This is a genomic window from Curvibacter sp. Hmag1.1 (assembly GCF_059769165.1).
Genome location: NZ_JBMBGX010000002.1, coordinates 507,669 through 523,396, shown reverse-complemented (window position 1 = coordinate 523,396; position 15,728 = coordinate 507,669). Strand labels below are relative to the sequence as shown.

Here is a 15,728-nt window from a genome sequence, read left to right as displayed (position 1 = left end):
CAGAGATGTTCAGGCGGCAGGTTGGCGCAGCAGGTATTGCGGCAAGGCTTGGGAGCCCGCCGCACGCACTGGAGATGCCGGCGGGTGGTCCTCATTCGCCGGCTTGGGGCTGTGAGCAAAAACGGTCAGGCGGCTGCCGTGCACCATGGACTCCTGGGCAGGCATCAGGCTGGGCGCGCGTGGCGCAGCAATAGTGCGCTTTTCGGCAGGCACCGGCGCTACTTCTTGAGTAAGGGTCGATGGCGCTGCAATTTTATTCATCGTCCAGTTCAGAATAGGTTCCCACTGCGCAATATCGGCCGTTTGCAAGGGCTTGTGCGGATCGAAGATCGTGAAGCCGCTCTCCAGGCTGCGCACATACACCTGGGTTTCACGCAGGACCCCCACAAACTCCACCGCATGTGCCTCAGCCCAGGCGCGCAGCGTTTCGGCGCCTTTGGTGCGGGCATCCAGCCGCATGCCTACCACCCCCACACGGCAACGGCCGGAGGCGATGCGGGGCAGGGCACGCAGTTCCTGCAGGCAGGCGCTGGCGGATTCGCGATCGAAGAGGGAGTTGCACACCGGCATCAGCACAGTATCGGTCGACATGATCACCTTGGCGAGCTCAAAGCCGTGCATGCCGCCGGGGGTATCCAGCACCACATGGGTGATGCCGGCAGGTGCCTTGAGGGTGTTTTTCTGGTCTACAGCCCAACCCGCAATGGGAGCGAGCTGCGGAGGTCGCCGCTTGAGCCAGGTGCGGGTGGATTGCTGCCGGTCCACATCGCCCAGCATGACGGCAATTTTCTGGTTGGAAAGCCACGCGGCCAAATGGGTGGCCATGGTGCTTTTTCCACTGCCACCTTTGCGGTTGATGACTGCAATAACCGGCATACACACTACCCCGGAGCCAACGATGCCTCCAGTTTGAGCCTAAAAAGCCCAAAAGTCCACAGCTGCTGTGCGCGAGCAGCTATAAATTTACTAGCAGATAGAGGATTCGGAGCCTCTGCCGGCGACTCCGGATGGCACCAGGATCAGGCGACGACGACTTGTTCGCCTGCGCCTTGGGCTGCAATCACGCCCACGGTGTACACGGTTTCGCCGCTGGCGCGCAGGGTCGCTGCAGTGGCTTCTGCGTTGGCTGCGTCTAACACAACAACCATGCCGATGCCGTTGTTGAAGGTGCGGTTCATCTCGATATCGTCAATACCGGCGGTTTTCTGCAACCAGGCAAACAACTCAGTCTGGGGCCAGCTGCCCTTGACCAGATGCGCCGCCAAGCCTTCGGGCAGCACACGGGGAATGTTTTCCAGCAGACCGCCACCGGTGATGTGGGCCAGCGCCTTGATGGGGTGCTTAGCCAAGGCAGCCAATACGTTCAGCACATACAAACGGGTGGGCTCCATGACGGCTTGCTTGAAGGGCTTGCCGTCCAGCGTGGCAGGGACGGTGCCTGCGGCTTCAGCGCGCTCGATGCATTTGCGCACCAGGCTGAATCCATTGGAGTGCACGCCGGCAGAGGCCAGACCCAGCACCACGTCACCGGCTTTCACGTCTGCGCCGGTCAGGATCTTGGATTTTTCAACCGCGCCCACGGCAAAACCCGCCAGGTCGTATTCCCCCGCGGGGTACATGCCGGGCATTTCAGCGGTTTCACCACCGATCAGTGCGCAGCCAGAGAGCTCACAGCCTTTTGCAATGCCGCCCACTACAGCGGCAGCGGTGTCCACGTCCAGCTTGCCGCAGGCAAAGTAGTCCAGAAAGAACAGGGGCTCAGCGCCTTGCACCAGCACGTCGTTCACGCTCATGGCCACCAGGTCGATGCCCACGGTGTCGTGCATGTTCCACTCAAAGGCCAGTTTCAGCTTGGTGCCTACGCCGTCGGTGCCGCTCACCAGCACGGGTTCCTTGTAGCGCTTGGGCACTTCAAACAGGGCACCGAAACCGCCGATACCGGCCAGCACGCCTTCGCGCATGGTCTTTTTCGCCAACGGCTTGATGCGTTCAACCAGCGCGTCACCGGCAACGATATCGACACCGGCGTCTTTGTAAGAAAGGGGAGTGGAAGCAGAAGATTGGGTCATGGGAAGTAGCTTTTGGGGTGGAGCAGAGGCAGACCCCGATAGAATTTGCCTAGATTTTAAGGGTTTGCCCCTTCTCTTTCCCGAATGCAATTCACCCCCACCCAAAAAAGATTCCTCGCCTGGGCCCTCATTGCGCTGTTTGCCGTGCTTGCGCTGTGGCTGCTGGCGCCTGTGTTGGCACCCTTCGCGGTGGCGGCCGTGCTGGCTTATGCGCTCACGCCGGTGGTCGATTGGATTGACGATGTGGGCCTGGGGCGTATCCCCCGCGTAGTGGCGGTGGTGCTCGTCGAGGTGCTGTTCCTGGTCGCGTTGCTGAGTGTGTTGCTCTTGATCGTGCCCATTCTGGCCAAAGAGCTGCCACTCATGCGCGAGCAGTTCCCGGTGCTGCTGGACAGTCTGAACGAAGCCCTCAAACCTTTGCTGGCTCAATGGGGCATCAAGCTCAACCTCGATGTGGCCAGTATCAAGGGCTTTGTCATGAAGTACCTGAACGCCAATGTGGAAGACGCGTTCGGCTCAGTGCTGGCGTCCGTCAAGCTGGGCGGCAGCGTCGCGTTTGCGCTTATTGGCAACGCCATCCTGATCCCGGTGGCCTTGTTTTACATGCTGATGGACTGGAGCCGGTTCATGGGCCAGTTGCGCCAGATGGTTCCACCCCGCCTGCGGGGGCCCACGGACAGTTTTCTGCGGGAGTCCGACGAGGTGTTGGGCCAGTACCTGCGCGGCCAGTTGCTCGTGATGGTGATTCTGGCTGCGGCCTACAGCATCGGTCTTGCACTCTTCGGCTTGGACCTGGCATTGCCCATCGGCATCTTCACGGGCCTGGCGATTTTTGTGCCTTATCTGGGCTTCGGCGTAGGGCTGGTGCTGGCCTTGTTTGCGGGACTGCTGGAGTTTTCGTCTTCTCACGGCATCGGCTACCCCCTGGTCATGGTGGCCGTGGTGTATGGCCTGGGGCAAGTCGTCGAGAGCTTTTTGCTCACGCCGCGCCTGGTGGGTGAGCGCATCGGATTGCACCCTCTGGCCGTGATTTTTGCCTTGCTGGCATTCGGCCAGCTGTTCGGCTTTGTGGGTGTGTTGGTGGCCTTGCCCGCCAGCGCAGTGCTGCTGGTAGCAATACGTCGCGTCCGTGCGGGTTACCTGGCCAGCCGCTTGTACCTTGGTTGATTTTTTGCGTATGAAACAGATCGCGTTGGACATCGGCTTGTCCACCGGCCCCACGGTGGCCAATTTTTTTGCCGGCCCCAACGAAGCAGCCCTCAAGCATCTGGTGCTCTGGATCGGAGATAAAAGCAGTGCCTCCAGCCGCTCGCCGGTACCCACCTATCTGTGGGGCCCGGAGGGGAGTGGCAAAACCCATTTGCTCAAAGCCGCCCGTGAAGGCCTGCGTGAGCAGGGCGCCCGCGTCGGCTGGCTGGGTGCCAATGATGAGCCCTCAGAGTTTGACGACACCTGGGCCGCTGTGGTGCTGGATGATGTGCATCTGTTCACGGCGGAACAACAACACGCGGCATTCAACTGGTTTGTGAACGCCCAGACGCACCACAAGCCGGTGTTGGCGGCCGGGGAGTTCGCCCCGGTGGAGCTCAAGCTGCGCGATGACTTGCGCACCCGCCTGGGCTGGGGTCATATCTTCGGCTTGCAGCTCCTGAGCGAACCCGAGCGTCGCAGCGTGTTGCGGCAAGCGGCGGATGCACGCGGTGTTTTTCTGGGCGATGAAGTCATGGACTTCATGCTCAACCGGTTCAGCCGCGATCTGGGCAGCCTCATGGAGCTGCTGGACCTGATGGACGGCTATGCCCTGCAGACCCAGCGTGCCATCACCATCCCACTGATTAAATCCATGCTGGAAAACACATGACCGTCAAAAAGATTGCCCTGTTCGATCTGGATCACACCCTGATCCCGCTGGACTCCGACTACGCCTGGGGCGAGTTCACCACCGCGCTGGGTTGGACCGATGCCGAACTCTTCAAGCAGAAGAACCAGGAGTTTTATGAGCACTACAAGGCTGGCACGCTCGATATTCACGCATACATCCGGTTTGCCACGGCGGCGGTCATCCGTGAGGGTGCTACTAAATCGATAGCTGCTCACGCAGATTTCATGAGCGACATCATTCAAAAAGCCATTCAACCCCAAGCCCTGAAGCTGGTGAGGGACCACCAGGCTGCGGGAGATGCGGTGGTCATGGTCACCGCAACCAACGCCTTTGTGACCCGCCCGATCGCCACTGCATTCGGTGTGGAAGAGCTTATTGCGGTGGATCTGGTGAAAGACGATGCCCCCGGCGGCACCGGCTGGTACACCGGCGAGATTGCCGGCGTACCCTCGTTCCGCGAGGGCAAAGTCACCCGGGTGAACCAGTGGCTCACCGAACGGGGCTGGAGCTGGGAGACGGTGCACACCACCTTTTATTCAGACTCCATCAACGACGTTCCTCTCATGGAAAAAGCCGATGTGGCGGTCGCCACCAACCCCGACCCGCGCTTGCGCGCACTGGCCGAGCAGCGTGGATGGCGCATACTCGAGCTCTTCTCCTGACCCTCGGGCAGGACCGCTAGGAACAAGAACTTGATCAAAAAATTTATCGACAAACTGCTGGGCAAGAGCCCCGCAGGCACCAGCAAAAAGCCGCAGTTCGGCAAACGGGTGGAGATTCCCGTGTCGGTGCACGGCATAGACCCCAGCCTGGTGGACGAGCGCGCCATCAATGTGGTGCGTACGCTTAAGCAGGCCGGTTTCGAGGCCTATGTGGTGGGTGGTGCGGTGCGTGACCTGCTGGTCGGTTTGCGCCCCAAAGACTTTGATGTGGCGACCAACGCCACCCCTGAGCAGGTCAAGGGCCTGTTCCGCCGTGCATTCATCATTGGGCGGCGATTCCGCATCGTGCACGTGGTGTATGGCCGCGGGCGCGAGCATGAGGTGATTGAAGTCTCGACCTTCCGCGCGTATCTGGATAACGCCGCCGCTGAGCAAGTGGCCGGGAATGAGCGCACCAGCAAGAGTGAACTGGCCGGCATGAAGCACGCGGTAGACAGCACTGGCCGGGTGCTTCGCGACAACGTCTGGGGCCCCCAGGAAGAAGACGCGGTGCGCCGCGACTTCACCATCAACGCCATGTACTACGACCCTGAAACCCAGATCGTGGTCGATTATCACAATGGCCTGAAAGACTCCAAGAGCCGCACCCTTCGCATGATTGGCGACGCGGCCACCCGCTACCGGGAAGACCCGGTGCGCATCATCCGCGCCGTGCGTTTTGCCGCCAAGCTGAGCCCTCTGGGTTTCAAGCTGGAGCCCAAAACTGCAGGCCCCCTGGTCAAGAGCCAGAAGCTCTTGAACGACGTGCCGCAGAGCCGCTTGTTCGACGAAATGCTCAAACTGCTGCAAACCGGCCACGCGTTGGCCTCCATCGAGCAGCTCAAGGTCCTGGGTTTGGCGACCGGCATCTACCCGCTGTTGGATGTAGTGGTCGAGCGGGGCGAGCAGCCTTTTGTGGCCGCAGCCCTCAAAGATACCGACCGCCGCGTGGGCGAGGGCAAGCCGGTGGCGCCGAGTTTCCTGCTGGCCTGTGTGTTGTGGGCTGATGTGCGCGACGGTTGGGCTCAGCGCCTCAAGAGCGGTCAGCACAGCCATCCGGCTTTGCAGGACGCAATTGAAGACGTGTTCAATGCCCGCATCGGGGACGTGTCCGGCCGCGGCAAGCTGGCCGGCGACATGCGCGAGATCTGGTTGATGCAACCCCGCTTTGACAAGCGTGTGGGCAGCACACCTTTTGGCATGGTGGAGCAACCCCGCTTCCGCGCCTCCTTCGACTTCATGCGCTTGCGTGCAGATGCGGGGGAGATTGACGAAACCTTGGCCGACTGGTGGCAAGAGTTCAGCATGGCCAGTGACGAAGTGCGCCAGGACATGGTGGACCAGGTGCGCGCGGAACAACAGCAACAGCGCAAGCAGGCCCCCAAAGGCCCGCGTGCGGCCAAGCCGGCGCGTGACCCGCGGCCGATCCCGACTGGCAGCCAGTCCGGTGACGAGTCATCCGGGCCGGAGTTTCCGGAATCTGCTGCTGACTCGACCGGGGATGCGCCGCGCAAGCGTCGCCGCCGTCGCCGCGGTGGCGCGGCCCGTGGCGCGGGTGAGGGCGGATCAGCCCCCTCGGCCGAGTAAGCCATGATCCTGCGCGATCCGGTCCGCGCCTACATCGGCCTGGGAGCCAATCTGGGTGACCCCATGGTTGCTTTGCGCACCGCGCTGGTAGGGCTGGAGCGCCTGCCCGCCACCCGCCTGGTGCGTGCCTCCGGTTTTTTTGGCAGCACGCCGGTGGATTCCACCGGGCCGGACTATGTGAACGCGGTGGCTGAGATTAGCACCTGCCTGAGCGCGCCGGACCTTTTGTCTGCGCTGCAAAAGCAAGAATTGCAAGCCGGGCGTGAGCGCCCCTACCGCAATGCCCCGCGCACCCTGGACCTGGACATCTTGCTTTACGGTAGTGCACGCATAGCCAGTCCCGCATTGACCGTTCCGCACCCCCGCATGAGGGAACGCGCCTTTGTGTTGATGCCTTTGGCCGAGCTCGATCCAGAGCGGGTTAAGCCCGCCGAACTGGACGCCGTGCGCGACCAGGGCATCTGGAGGTTGGCAGGGTAAATCCGGTCTTTTCTCCATTCTGTAACCGGGTACGGCGTGTTTAAATTACAGAATAATTAAAGGAGATTGGAATGCAGTTCAACCGGATGCGGCTGGCCACCAAGCTGTGGTCTGCCATGGTGCTGATGGTGGTGTCGTTGGGAATCATCATCGCGCTGACCGCCTGGCAATCCCGCAAGTCCCGGGAGGCTTATGGCGCGCTGAATACCGCCTTGGCGACCCAAATCAAGCAAGCCAATCAGTGGGCCGCCCTCGAAGACGTGAACGCCACCCGGGCTTATGCGGTGGTCGTGTCCATAGACCCCGGCGTGGCCAATGCGTTCAAGGACGAAATCGCAGCCAGCAATAGCCGGATTGAAGAGTTTCAAAAACTGATCGAATCCGCCAGCCCGACAGAGCAGGACCGGCAACAAATCACCAAGATCACGGACCTGCGCAAAAAGCTGCAAGACCTGACCAGCCAGACCGCGCTGCTCAAAGTCACCAAGCCCGGTGACATGCCGGCTTTTGTGGAAACGCAATACCGCCCTGCCGTGCTGGCACTGCAACAGGCCCATGCCGAGTTTGTAGCCATGCAGGACACCGAAAGCGAGCAGGCCCGCCAGAGCTTTGAGGCGGAGGGGCGCAAGCTCATCATGCTGTCCACCAGCGGGCTGGTGCTGGTGATTTGCGGCATTCTGGTAGGGGCTGCATTTTTGATCCGCTCCATCAAGCGCCCTCTGGTGCAGGCCAACCAGTTGGCATCCCGGATTGCCGAAGGCGACCTGACCAGTGTGGTGGATGAGTCCCGATCCGACGAGTTCGGCGACCTGATGCGCTCACTGGGCGCCATGAACCGGGCGCTATCGCTGATGGTGGCGCAGGTCCGGCACAGCACGGACAGCATTGCGACTGCCAGCACGGAGATTGCCACCGGCAACAACGATCTGGCTCATCGTACCGAGGAAACCTCCAGCAATCTCGCCTCCACGGCATCGAGCATGGACAGCCTCACCCAGGCGGTACGTTTGAGTTCAGAGAACGCCCATCAGGCGGGCACCCTGGCGGCCAATGCCTCAAGCGTCGCCCAGCGCGGTGGCGAGGTCGTAACGCAGGTGGTGCGCACCATGCAGGAGATTGATGCCAGCAGCAAAAAGATTGCCGACATCATCAGCGTGATTGATGGCATTGCCTTCCAGACCAACATCCTCGCCTTGAATGCAGCGGTGGAAGCCGCCCGCGCCGGCGAGCAGGGCCGGGGCTTTGCGGTGGTGGCGTCTGAAGTGCGTTCGCTCGCCGGCCGCAGTGCGGAGGCCGCCAAAGAAATCAAGGCGCTCATCGGCACCTCGGTCGACAAGGTGGAGTCCGGCACCCAGCTGGTGACCCATGCGGGCTCTACGATGCAAGAGATTGTGCAGAGCGTGCGCCGCGTGGTGGATGTGATCAACGAAATCACCGCCGCTTCCAGTGAACAAAGTGGCGGCATTGCCGATGTGAACCACGCCATTTCCAATCTCGACCAGATGACCCAGCAAAATGCGGCTCTGGTCGAACAGAGCGCCGCAGCAGCGGAAAGCCTGCGCGACCAGGCCGCACAGCTGGCGCAAGCCGTCTCGGTGTTCAAGGTGGACGCGTCGGCATCTGCAGCACGCCAGTTGCAGGGTCACCAAGCGCCGTTGATGTTGCGCTGAGCGGAGTTTCGGGTGGTTTTCGTGACCCGTTGACCCATAAAAAAAGCGCTGCCCGGCAGCGCTTTTTTGTTGGCTGATGAAGAAGCCTCAGGCGACTTCGGCGATCAGCTCGATTTCCACGCAGGCACCCATGGGGATCTGTGCCACGCCGAAGGCGCTGCGGGCATGGGCGCCCACTTGAGGGCCGAAGACCTGGCCGAACAATTCGCTTGCGCCGTTGGTCACCAGGTGTTGTTCGGTGAAGTCGCCGGTGGAGTTCACCAGGGACATGACCTTCACGATGCGCTTGACCTTGTTCAGGTCACCCACGGCGGCGTGCAGGGTACCCATCAGGTCGATGGCGATGGCACGGGCAGCTGCCTTGCCTTCTTCGGTGCTGATGTTTTTGCCCAGCTGGCCGGCCCAGACGGCGCCATCTTTTTTGGCGATATGACCGCTCAAAAACACCAGGTTGCCGGTCTGCACAAAAGGCACATAGGCTGCAGCAGGGATGGCCACAGGGGGCAGGGTGATCTGGAGTTCAGCGAGTTTGTCGTAAATGCTCATGGCGTCGATCTCAAAGGTTTATAGGTAAAAAGTGCTGCTGGCGCCCATGGAATATGCGCGAGAAGCTATGAAAATAATAGCAAATGGCCGCTCGCCCGGACTCAGCCCGACTGGGACTGCGATTGGCTTTGCGTTGCCACAGGGGCGGCTTCCATCCGCACTGGTACGTCATTATGGTCAGGCACCGGCGCGACCTGTGCTTCCATGCCGATTTCTTCCACTGTCACGCCCACGGTCAAGGTGTGCCGCGAGCCTCCATGGATCACACCACGCAGGGGCGAGACATCGCCAAAATCCCGGCCGGTGGCCACCGTCACGTAGTCCACCCCCGGCGCATGCCAACCCCAGCGATTGTTGGTGGGGTCAAAGTCGACCCAGCGTTCGCCCTCCGGCAGGTCAGGCACGTAAACGCTGACCCAGGCGTGGGAAGCGTCGCTCCCGATCAGCTTGACCTGGCCCGGTGGCGGACGGGTCAGCAGGTAGCCACTCACATACCGTGCGGGCAAGCCCATGCTGCGCCAGCAGGCCAGCATGATGTGGGCAAAGTCCTGGCACACGCCCTTGCGCTGTTCCAGCGCTTGCAGGGCCGGGGTGTTGATCTGGGTGCTGTTGGTCTCGTAGGTGAAATCGGTGTGGATGCGCTCCATCAAGTCGCGGGCCACGCTCAGCACATCGGTTCCGGCCACAAAACTGGGGCGCGCATAGCCTGCAAACTCCAGCTGGCGGGGCACAAAGGCGCTGGCAAACACAAACTCGGCGGCTGGCTCATAGACGGTTCCGGCCTGATAGCGCAAGCGGTCGCGCAGGGTTTCCCATGGCAGGCTGCTGGCCGGCTTTTCGGCCTCGCGGGTGGACACCAGGCTGCAGGCTCGCACCTGCAAAATGCCATGGGGCACCTGCAAGGAAAAGAAGCAGCGGTGGTTGCCGAACACATCGGGTGCACTTCGCTGTTGGGCGGGTTGCGGGTTGATCAGCAGGCTGTGGCTCAGCACGTTCTGGCTGCCGTGGGCGCGGGGCTCCAAGTAGGCCACATGCTGGGCGGTTTCTACGGCGGGTTGGTAGTCGTACCGCGTTTCGTGGGTCACTTGCAACAGCATCAGGTGCCTACGCTTTGCTTGGTTTCCCCGGAGTGGGTGAAATAGGTGGTGCTGATGTCTTCGGACACCGTGTACGCCGCCGTGCACAGCGATGCGAGCAGGTTGCGCAGCGGCTGCATCACCGGCTCGCCGGCAGGGCTCTCGCACAGGGCAGCCAGGTCCCAGCTGTCGGGGGCGGGCACTTGCAGGCTCATGGGGCTCAGCTCGTTGGCAGGGCTCAGGGCCAGTTTCGCCAGGCGACCGCGCAGCGTGTGCGCCACCCAAGCCAGGGAGCGGGGGTTGTCGCGGTCCAGCACCAGCAGGTCAATCAGCGCAGCTACATCGCGGCTTTGCTGGTACTGGGCATGGAAGGTAATGGTGCTGTCGAAGAGGCCCAGCAAGGCTTCAAATCCGCCGTCGGTGTCCACGGCGCCCGTGTCAAAGCACTGGTCCAACGCAGTGGCCAAAAAGTTTAGCCGCTCCACGTGGCGGCCAATGCTCAGCAGGCGCCAGCCATCGTCGCGGGTCATGCGGTCGGTCTGGGCACCGGTAATCGCGGCCAGGTGGTCACTGGCGTCTTTGAGGATGCGCAGGGCCTGGTTGGGCGCGTAGTCGCCCTGGGCGGCCATCTGGGCGCAGCGCTGGAACATCTCTTCTTCTGCCCGGACGATGGTGCTCCAGTGTTCTTGCGACAGGCGCTCGCGCACGGTGGCAGCCGCCATCTTGAGGGCCCGCATGTTGTAGCCCACGCTGGTGGCCCCGTCTGGCGAGGCCAGGCTGGCGATGATGGAGCGCTCGAAGACCCGCCGCGCCTGCACAGCGGATGGCACGCCGGGGAGCACCAGGGTGTTAATCTGGGCCAGCTGCGTGAGCCATTGCAGCAAGGGCGCGCTGGACTGTTCTTCACCACCCAGGTATTCCAGCGCCAAGCGGGCCAGTCGGATGGTGTTGTCAGCGCGCTCGGTGTAGCGGCCCAGCCAGTACAGGTTTTCTGCGGCACGGCTGGTGACCAGGCGTTTGCGTTGGGCCAGCACGGCCGGCGTCAGCGTGGTGGGCAGCAAGGTGGTGGTGTCCACTTCCCCGCGGGTGAGGGCCCAGACGTCAGCGCTGCTGCCGCCGCGCTGCATGGATGCGATGTCTGCGCTGGCACCTGCCACGCGCGCCAGGCCGCCAGGGAGCACTTGCCATTGGGGTTGCCCGGCAGCGTCACGCCCGTCCGACACGGCGAACACCCGCAACATGACGGAGCGGGCTTCCATGGCAGCGTTGCCCTTGCCGTCTGCATCGCTGCGCCACGTTGGCATTTGCGACAGGGGCATATAGGCCTGCACCGTGTGCTCTTCGCTCTGGCGCACAATGCGCCCGGCCAGGCGGTCCAGGGCGCTTTGTTGCATGGTGTGGCCCAGCACCGCCTCAAAGCTGGGGTGGATGCTGGAGCCGGGATAGGTGGGTTTGATGGTGCGCTCGCCCAGCAGTGGCAACGCTGCTTCCATGGCGCTGCGCTCACCGCACCACCAGGTCGGCAGGGCCGGCAGGCTCAGACTCTCACCGAGCAATGCCTGGGCAATGGCCGGTAGAAAGCCGAGCAGTGCGGGAGACTCCAGAAACGCCGAGCCCGGGGTGTTGGCCACCAGCACGTTGCCGGCGCGGATGGCTTGCAACAAGCCGGGCACGCCCAGCGTGGAGTCCGGCCGCAGCTCCAGCGGGTCCAGGTACTGGTCATCCACCCGCTTGAGCAGCCCGTGTACCGGCACCAGGCCTCGCAGGGTCTTAAGGAACAGGCGCTCATCACGCACGATGAGGTCGCTGCCCTCTACCAGCGTGAGGCCGAGGTAGCGCGCGAGGTAAGCGTGCTCGAAATAGGTTTCGTTGTACGGGCCGGGCGTGAGCAGGGCAATGTGCGCCTGGGCACCGGCCGGGCTGGCTGTTTTGAGGCTGTCCATCAGCGCCCGGTAGGTACTGGCCAAGCGCTGCACCTTGAGAGCCTGAAATGCCTGAGGGAACTGCCGGGACACCGCCAGCCGGTTTTCCAGCAGGTAGCCCAAGCCGCTGGGTGCCTGGCAGCGCTGGCCGACCACCCACCAGTTGCCATCCGGCCCACGGGCCAGGTCAAAGGCGGCCACATGCAGGTGTACGCCCCCCACCGGTTGCACGCCCGCCATGGGACGCAGGTAGCCGGGGTGACCCTGCACCAAGGCAGGCGGAAGCAGGCCGCGGCGCAACAGATCCTGGGGACCGTAAACATCCGCCATGACGGCGTCCAGCAAGCGCATGCGCTGCTGCACGCCCGCTTCGATGTGGGCCCAATCGGGGGCGTCCACAATCAGCGGGAACAGGTCCAGCGACCAGGGGCGCTGCGGCCCTTCCGCATCGGCATACACGTTGTAGGTGACGCCGTTGTCACGGATTTGTCGCTGGAGGCTGGCAACATGCTGTTCGAGGGCCGCTTCGCTGCCGCCTTCCATGTTGTTAAAGAATTGGCGCCAAACGCCCGTCAGATATGCGTCGGCAGCTTCGGAATTGATAGCGCCCCGCAACTCGTCAAAGTGGCTGCTGGCCGCAGCGCAGGCGCGCGCGTAGCGCAGCACATCTGCGGCAGCTTCTTCCGGGCGGTCAGGGGGGGATTCGTCGGCTTGTGTCACTGAATGAGAGTATGCCAGCCCGAGGACGGGCTGTATGTGCGCAAGCAATCGCCGTGCCGGTAATACTAGAGGCCTCTCCGCACTGAAGGCCGGCACCATGTCCCCCACGCAGCATTTTTATGAACCTCGGCTGGGTCACGGCCTGGCGCACGACCCCTTTAACGCGATCGTGGGCCCCCGACCCATAGGCTGGATTTCCACCCGAAACGCCCAAGGCGCGCTCAACCTTGCGCCCTACAGCTTTTTCAACGCCTTTAATTACGTGCCGCCTATCGTGGGCTTTTCCAGCATCGGATGCAAGGACACGGTGCGCAATGTGGAGGCGACCGGCGAGTTTGTCTGGAATCTGGTGACCCGGCCTCTGGCCGAAGCCATGAACGAGACCTGCGCTGCGGTGGGGCCTGAAGTTGATGAGTTTGCCTTGGCCGGTCTGACGCCGGTGGCTTCCAGGCTGGTGGCTCCGCCCCGGGTGCTGGAGAGCCCTGTCAGTTTCGAATGCCGTTGTACCCAGATCGTGCAATTGCAGACGGCAGCGGGTTCCACGGTGCCCAGTTGGTTGGTACTGGGCGAGGTTGTCGGGGTGCATATCGACACCTCTTTGCTGGTGGACGGTGTGTATGACACCGCTGCTGCCAGCCATGTGCTGCGCGGTGGCGGGCCGGGTGACTACTTCACCATCGGGCCTGAGCAACTGTTCCGGCTATTCCGCCCCCAATAAAAAAAGCCACCGGCAGCGGCTGCTGCGGTGGCTTTTTGCGTGGGGCTAGCGCCCCATGGTCATCAGGCCTTCTTGGCGTAGGCGCTGCACCAGCCTTTGCCGGCCACTTGTTTGCCGGCAAACAGGGGGCAGCCGCCGGCGGCGTCTGCAGCTTTGCCCTGGTAGAGCGCGCAGTTGGAACATGCCTGGCCTGCGGCGTACTTGGGGAACTTGGTCTTGTCCACCTTGGTGGCATCTGCCTTGTAGCCCAGAGCACCCGCTTGTGGGTCTTTTTCGTCGACCATGGGGGCGGCGGCGTGTACCTGGCTTGCCAGCAGCGCAGTGCTGCCGAGCGCGACTTGAAGCATGAATGTGCGACGTTGTGTCATGGCTTGGTTTCCTAAGGTGAAAATCGAGCCCGCAGGATAGCGGGTTTGGTAAGCATTGTTATGAAAAGACCGCCGGAGCCCCTTGATCCTGATCAATACCCGGCTAAAGCACTCCAGTGTTGTGCCGGCCGGGTCAGCGCTTAGCCCAAGTGCAGCGCATCCAGCGCGGCGTAACAGCTCTTGAGCCAGGTTTTGACCCGCTGCCGCTCCAGCATGCCCAGGGCATCTGCGCCTTCCTTGTGGTTTACCGCAGCCCAGAAGCTGGCGTTCTGGCGGTCGATTTTGCGCATGCTGGCTTCATGCAACTGGGGAAGGCTGATGACATGGCCGCCCAGTGCCACGGCTTTCTTGAGTGCGGCAGAGTCTTCCAGCTGCGAAAAGTCGCTGCCCCGGCCCAGGTTTTTCACCACGATGTAGTTGGGGCCGGCGCCATAAGTGGCCACCAGGCGGTCCAGCAGATCCACCGAGTCTTTGCCCGCATCGGCCACATGCCAGAAATTCACTGTGATGCCCATGCTGGCCATCAGTGAGACAAGGTCGGAGTCCTTCACCCAACGGGCCAGCGGCGCGGCGGTCTGGGCTGCCAGATCGACGATGACGTTGGGAAGAGGGCCTTCTGCAGGCTCTTCCTCAAACACCGCAGCAATCAGGTCCAGGCCCTCGTAGGTGTCTACCACCACGGGGGAGGCGTAGTCGGCATAAAAGCGGGTGAAAGAGGTGTGCGAGCGGTCGGTGTCAAAGCCGGTAAAAGCGCGCCCCTTGTCAATGAAGTGCTGGGCCAGCAGACGGGCAACCACTGATTTGCCGACGCCGCCTTTTTCGCCGCCGATGAAGTTGATAGAGGGCATAAATATCCTGTTTGAGTTGAAAAGAAGAAAGGCTTCAGGCCGCATTGCGCCCTGACAGACGTTGCACCAGCCAGCGCGAGAGGCGCGGACCCAGCAACAACACCATGAAAAAACGGACCATCTGCATGGCCATGACAAAACCCGCATCCACCGCGCTGCCGACGGCAATCACTGCCACCGAGTCCGCACCTCCGGGGCTGGTGGCCAAGTAGGCGGTGAGGGGGGCTACACCCGCAAACCCCATCAGGCAGCCGGCAATCACCAAACCGAGCACGATCAGCGCTGCGATGGCGACCAGCACCCGTGGCAACACGCGCCAGGCGTGTTCCAGAATCGCGCGGTTAAAGCGCAGACCTATACCCCAACCCAGCGCGGCATACGCCAGTGCCAGCAGCGGGCCCGGCAGCTCCAGCTTCCAGGGGCTGAGGTTGTCCATGGCCAGTGCCAACACCATGGGGATCAACAATGGGCCGCCTGGGAAGGTGAGGGTGCGGCCCAACCAGGCGGCGGCCAGCACCAGCGTAAGAGTCAGGCCGGCATGCAAGGGGCTCTGTAGGTGCAACCAATGGACCAGCTGGACATCCCAAGCGGCTGCGGCGTGCCCAGGGGAAGCGCCTGCTGCAAAGTGAGCCACCAGCGAAGCAATCGCCGTGACCAGGGCGACCCGCAGGTACTGCATGAATGCCACCAGCCGGGTGTCTGCACCGAAATCGCCCGCCATGAGCACCATGGCAGAGGCCGCGCCCGGTGCCAGGCCCCAGATGGCGGTGCTGCCCGGCAGCAAACCGCTGCGCATCAGCCAGTAACCTAGCAGCGCACTGGCCGCCATGACGGAAAACGCAATCCCCAGAAACAGCGGCCATTCGCCGGCCACGCGTTGCAGCACCTCGAAATGCAGGCTATGCGCCATCAGGCAGGCGATGACCGACTGGCCAATGGCAAACAGCGGGGCGGGTACCTGCACGTTTATGTCCTGCGTGGCAAGCAGGACACCGGCCAGCATGCAACCCAGCAACATGCCCGCGGGCACGCCCATGAGTAAAAAGGCTGCACTGGCCAAGGCACTGCAGAGCAGTAGCGCCGGCCCGTGCAGCCGGGGCTGCTGGCTAAGGAATGACATTCGCATCAGCAGATTAGATGC

General features: G+C 62.5%; 15 protein-coding genes. 7 read left to right on the top strand and 8 right to left on the bottom strand.

Features of this window, described 5'->3' with window-relative positions:
• Positions 1 to 9: 9 nt before the first annotated feature.
• Positions 10 to 876, bottom strand: a complete 867-nt coding sequence (locus tag ACOAP0_RS02875) for a ParA family protein (protein ID WP_498375670.1) — start codon at positions 874 to 876, stop codon at positions 10 to 12.
• A 143-nt stretch (positions 877 to 1,019) separates the two neighbouring features.
• The gene (gene purM, locus ACOAP0_RS02870; protein ID WP_498375671.1) at positions 1,020 to 2,069 is read right to left on the bottom strand and encodes a phosphoribosylformylglycinamidine cyclo-ligase; all 1,050 of its coding nucleotides are present in this window, start codon (positions 2,067 to 2,069) and stop codon (positions 1,020 to 1,022) included.
• Positions 2,070 to 2,153: 84 nt separating this feature from the next.
• On the opposite strand from purM, the gene ACOAP0_RS02865 reads away from it, so the two are divergent.
• The 6 genes from ACOAP0_RS02865 (at position 2,154) to ACOAP0_RS02840 (ending at position 8,389) form a co-directional block, all read left to right on the top strand.
• Positions 2,154 to 3,236 (top strand): AI-2E family transporter, encoded by a 1,083-nt coding sequence (locus ACOAP0_RS02865; protein WP_498375672.1) that lies wholly within the window; start codon positions 2,154 to 2,156, stop codon positions 3,234 to 3,236.
• A gap of 10 nt (positions 3,237 to 3,246) precedes the next feature.
• Positions 3,247 to 3,930: a DnaA regulatory inactivator Hda gene (gene hda / locus ACOAP0_RS02860; protein ID WP_481872869.1), complete on the top strand. Its 684-nt coding sequence runs from the start codon at positions 3,247 to 3,249 to the stop codon at positions 3,928 to 3,930.
• Complete coding sequence (locus ACOAP0_RS02855) at positions 3,927 to 4,613, top strand: HAD family hydrolase (RefSeq protein ID WP_498375673.1); 687 nt, start codon at positions 3,927 to 3,929, stop codon at positions 4,611 to 4,613. The genes hda and ACOAP0_RS02855 overlap by 4 nt, the downstream gene beginning before the upstream one ends.
• A 30-nt stretch (positions 4,614 to 4,643) precedes the next feature.
• Positions 4,644 to 6,239 (top strand): polynucleotide adenylyltransferase PcnB, encoded by a 1,596-nt coding sequence (gene pcnB, locus ACOAP0_RS02850; protein ID WP_498375674.1) that lies wholly within the window; start codon positions 4,644 to 4,646, stop codon positions 6,237 to 6,239.
• A 3-nt stretch (positions 6,240 to 6,242) separates the two neighbouring features.
• A complete protein-coding gene (gene folK / locus ACOAP0_RS02845; RefSeq protein WP_498375675.1) occupies positions 6,243 to 6,719 on the top strand; it encodes a 2-amino-4-hydroxy-6-hydroxymethyldihydropteridine diphosphokinase in 477 nt (158 codons plus the stop codon).
• Between the two features lie 71 nt (positions 6,720 to 6,790).
• Entirely contained in the window at positions 6,791 to 8,389 is a 1,599-nt protein-coding gene (locus ACOAP0_RS02840) for a methyl-accepting chemotaxis protein (protein ID WP_498375676.1), read from the top strand.
• 87 nt (positions 8,390 to 8,476) lie between these two features.
• Here the strand turns inward: ACOAP0_RS02840 and ACOAP0_RS02835 are convergent, their stop codons facing one another.
• The 3 genes from ACOAP0_RS02835 to ACOAP0_RS02825 form a co-directional block, all read right to left on the bottom strand.
• Positions 8,477 to 8,935, bottom strand: a complete 459-nt coding sequence (locus ACOAP0_RS02835) for a RidA family protein (RefSeq protein WP_313867043.1) — start codon at positions 8,933 to 8,935, stop codon at positions 8,477 to 8,479.
• Between the two features lie 101 nt (positions 8,936 to 9,036).
• Positions 9,037 to 10,032: a transglutaminase family protein gene (locus tag ACOAP0_RS02830; RefSeq protein WP_498375677.1), complete on the bottom strand. Its 996-nt coding sequence runs from the start codon at positions 10,030 to 10,032 to the stop codon at positions 9,037 to 9,039.
• Positions 10,032 to 12,653 carry a circularly permuted type 2 ATP-grasp protein gene (locus ACOAP0_RS02825; RefSeq protein WP_498375678.1) on the bottom strand — a complete coding sequence of 874 codons (2,622 nt, stop codon included), beginning with the start codon at positions 12,651 to 12,653 and terminating at the stop codon, positions 10,032 to 10,034. The genes ACOAP0_RS02830 and ACOAP0_RS02825 overlap by 1 nt, the downstream gene beginning before the upstream one ends.
• Positions 12,654 to 12,750: 97 nt before the next feature.
• Between ACOAP0_RS02825 and ACOAP0_RS02820 the strand changes: the two genes are divergently transcribed.
• The gene (locus tag ACOAP0_RS02820; protein ID WP_498375679.1) at positions 12,751 to 13,371 is read left to right on the top strand and encodes a flavin reductase family protein; all 621 of its coding nucleotides are present in this window, start codon (positions 12,751 to 12,753) and stop codon (positions 13,369 to 13,371) included.
• Between the two features lie 62 nt (positions 13,372 to 13,433).
• Here the strand turns inward: ACOAP0_RS02820 and ACOAP0_RS02815 are convergent, their stop codons facing one another.
• The 3 genes from ACOAP0_RS02815 to ACOAP0_RS02805 form a co-directional block, all read right to left on the bottom strand.
• Entirely contained in the window at positions 13,434 to 13,739 is a 306-nt protein-coding gene (locus tag ACOAP0_RS02815; protein ID WP_087494398.1) for a high-potential iron-sulfur protein, read from the bottom strand.
• 140 nt (positions 13,740 to 13,879) lie between these two features.
• Entirely contained in the window at positions 13,880 to 14,587 is a 708-nt protein-coding gene (locus ACOAP0_RS02810; protein ID WP_498375680.1) for a P-loop NTPase family protein, read from the bottom strand.
• 34 nt (positions 14,588 to 14,621) lie between these two features.
• Complete coding sequence (locus tag ACOAP0_RS02805) at positions 14,622 to 15,713, bottom strand: AbrB family transcriptional regulator (RefSeq protein ID WP_498391308.1); 1,092 nt, start codon at positions 15,711 to 15,713, stop codon at positions 14,622 to 14,624.
• Positions 15,714 to 15,728: the final 15 nt, after the last annotated feature.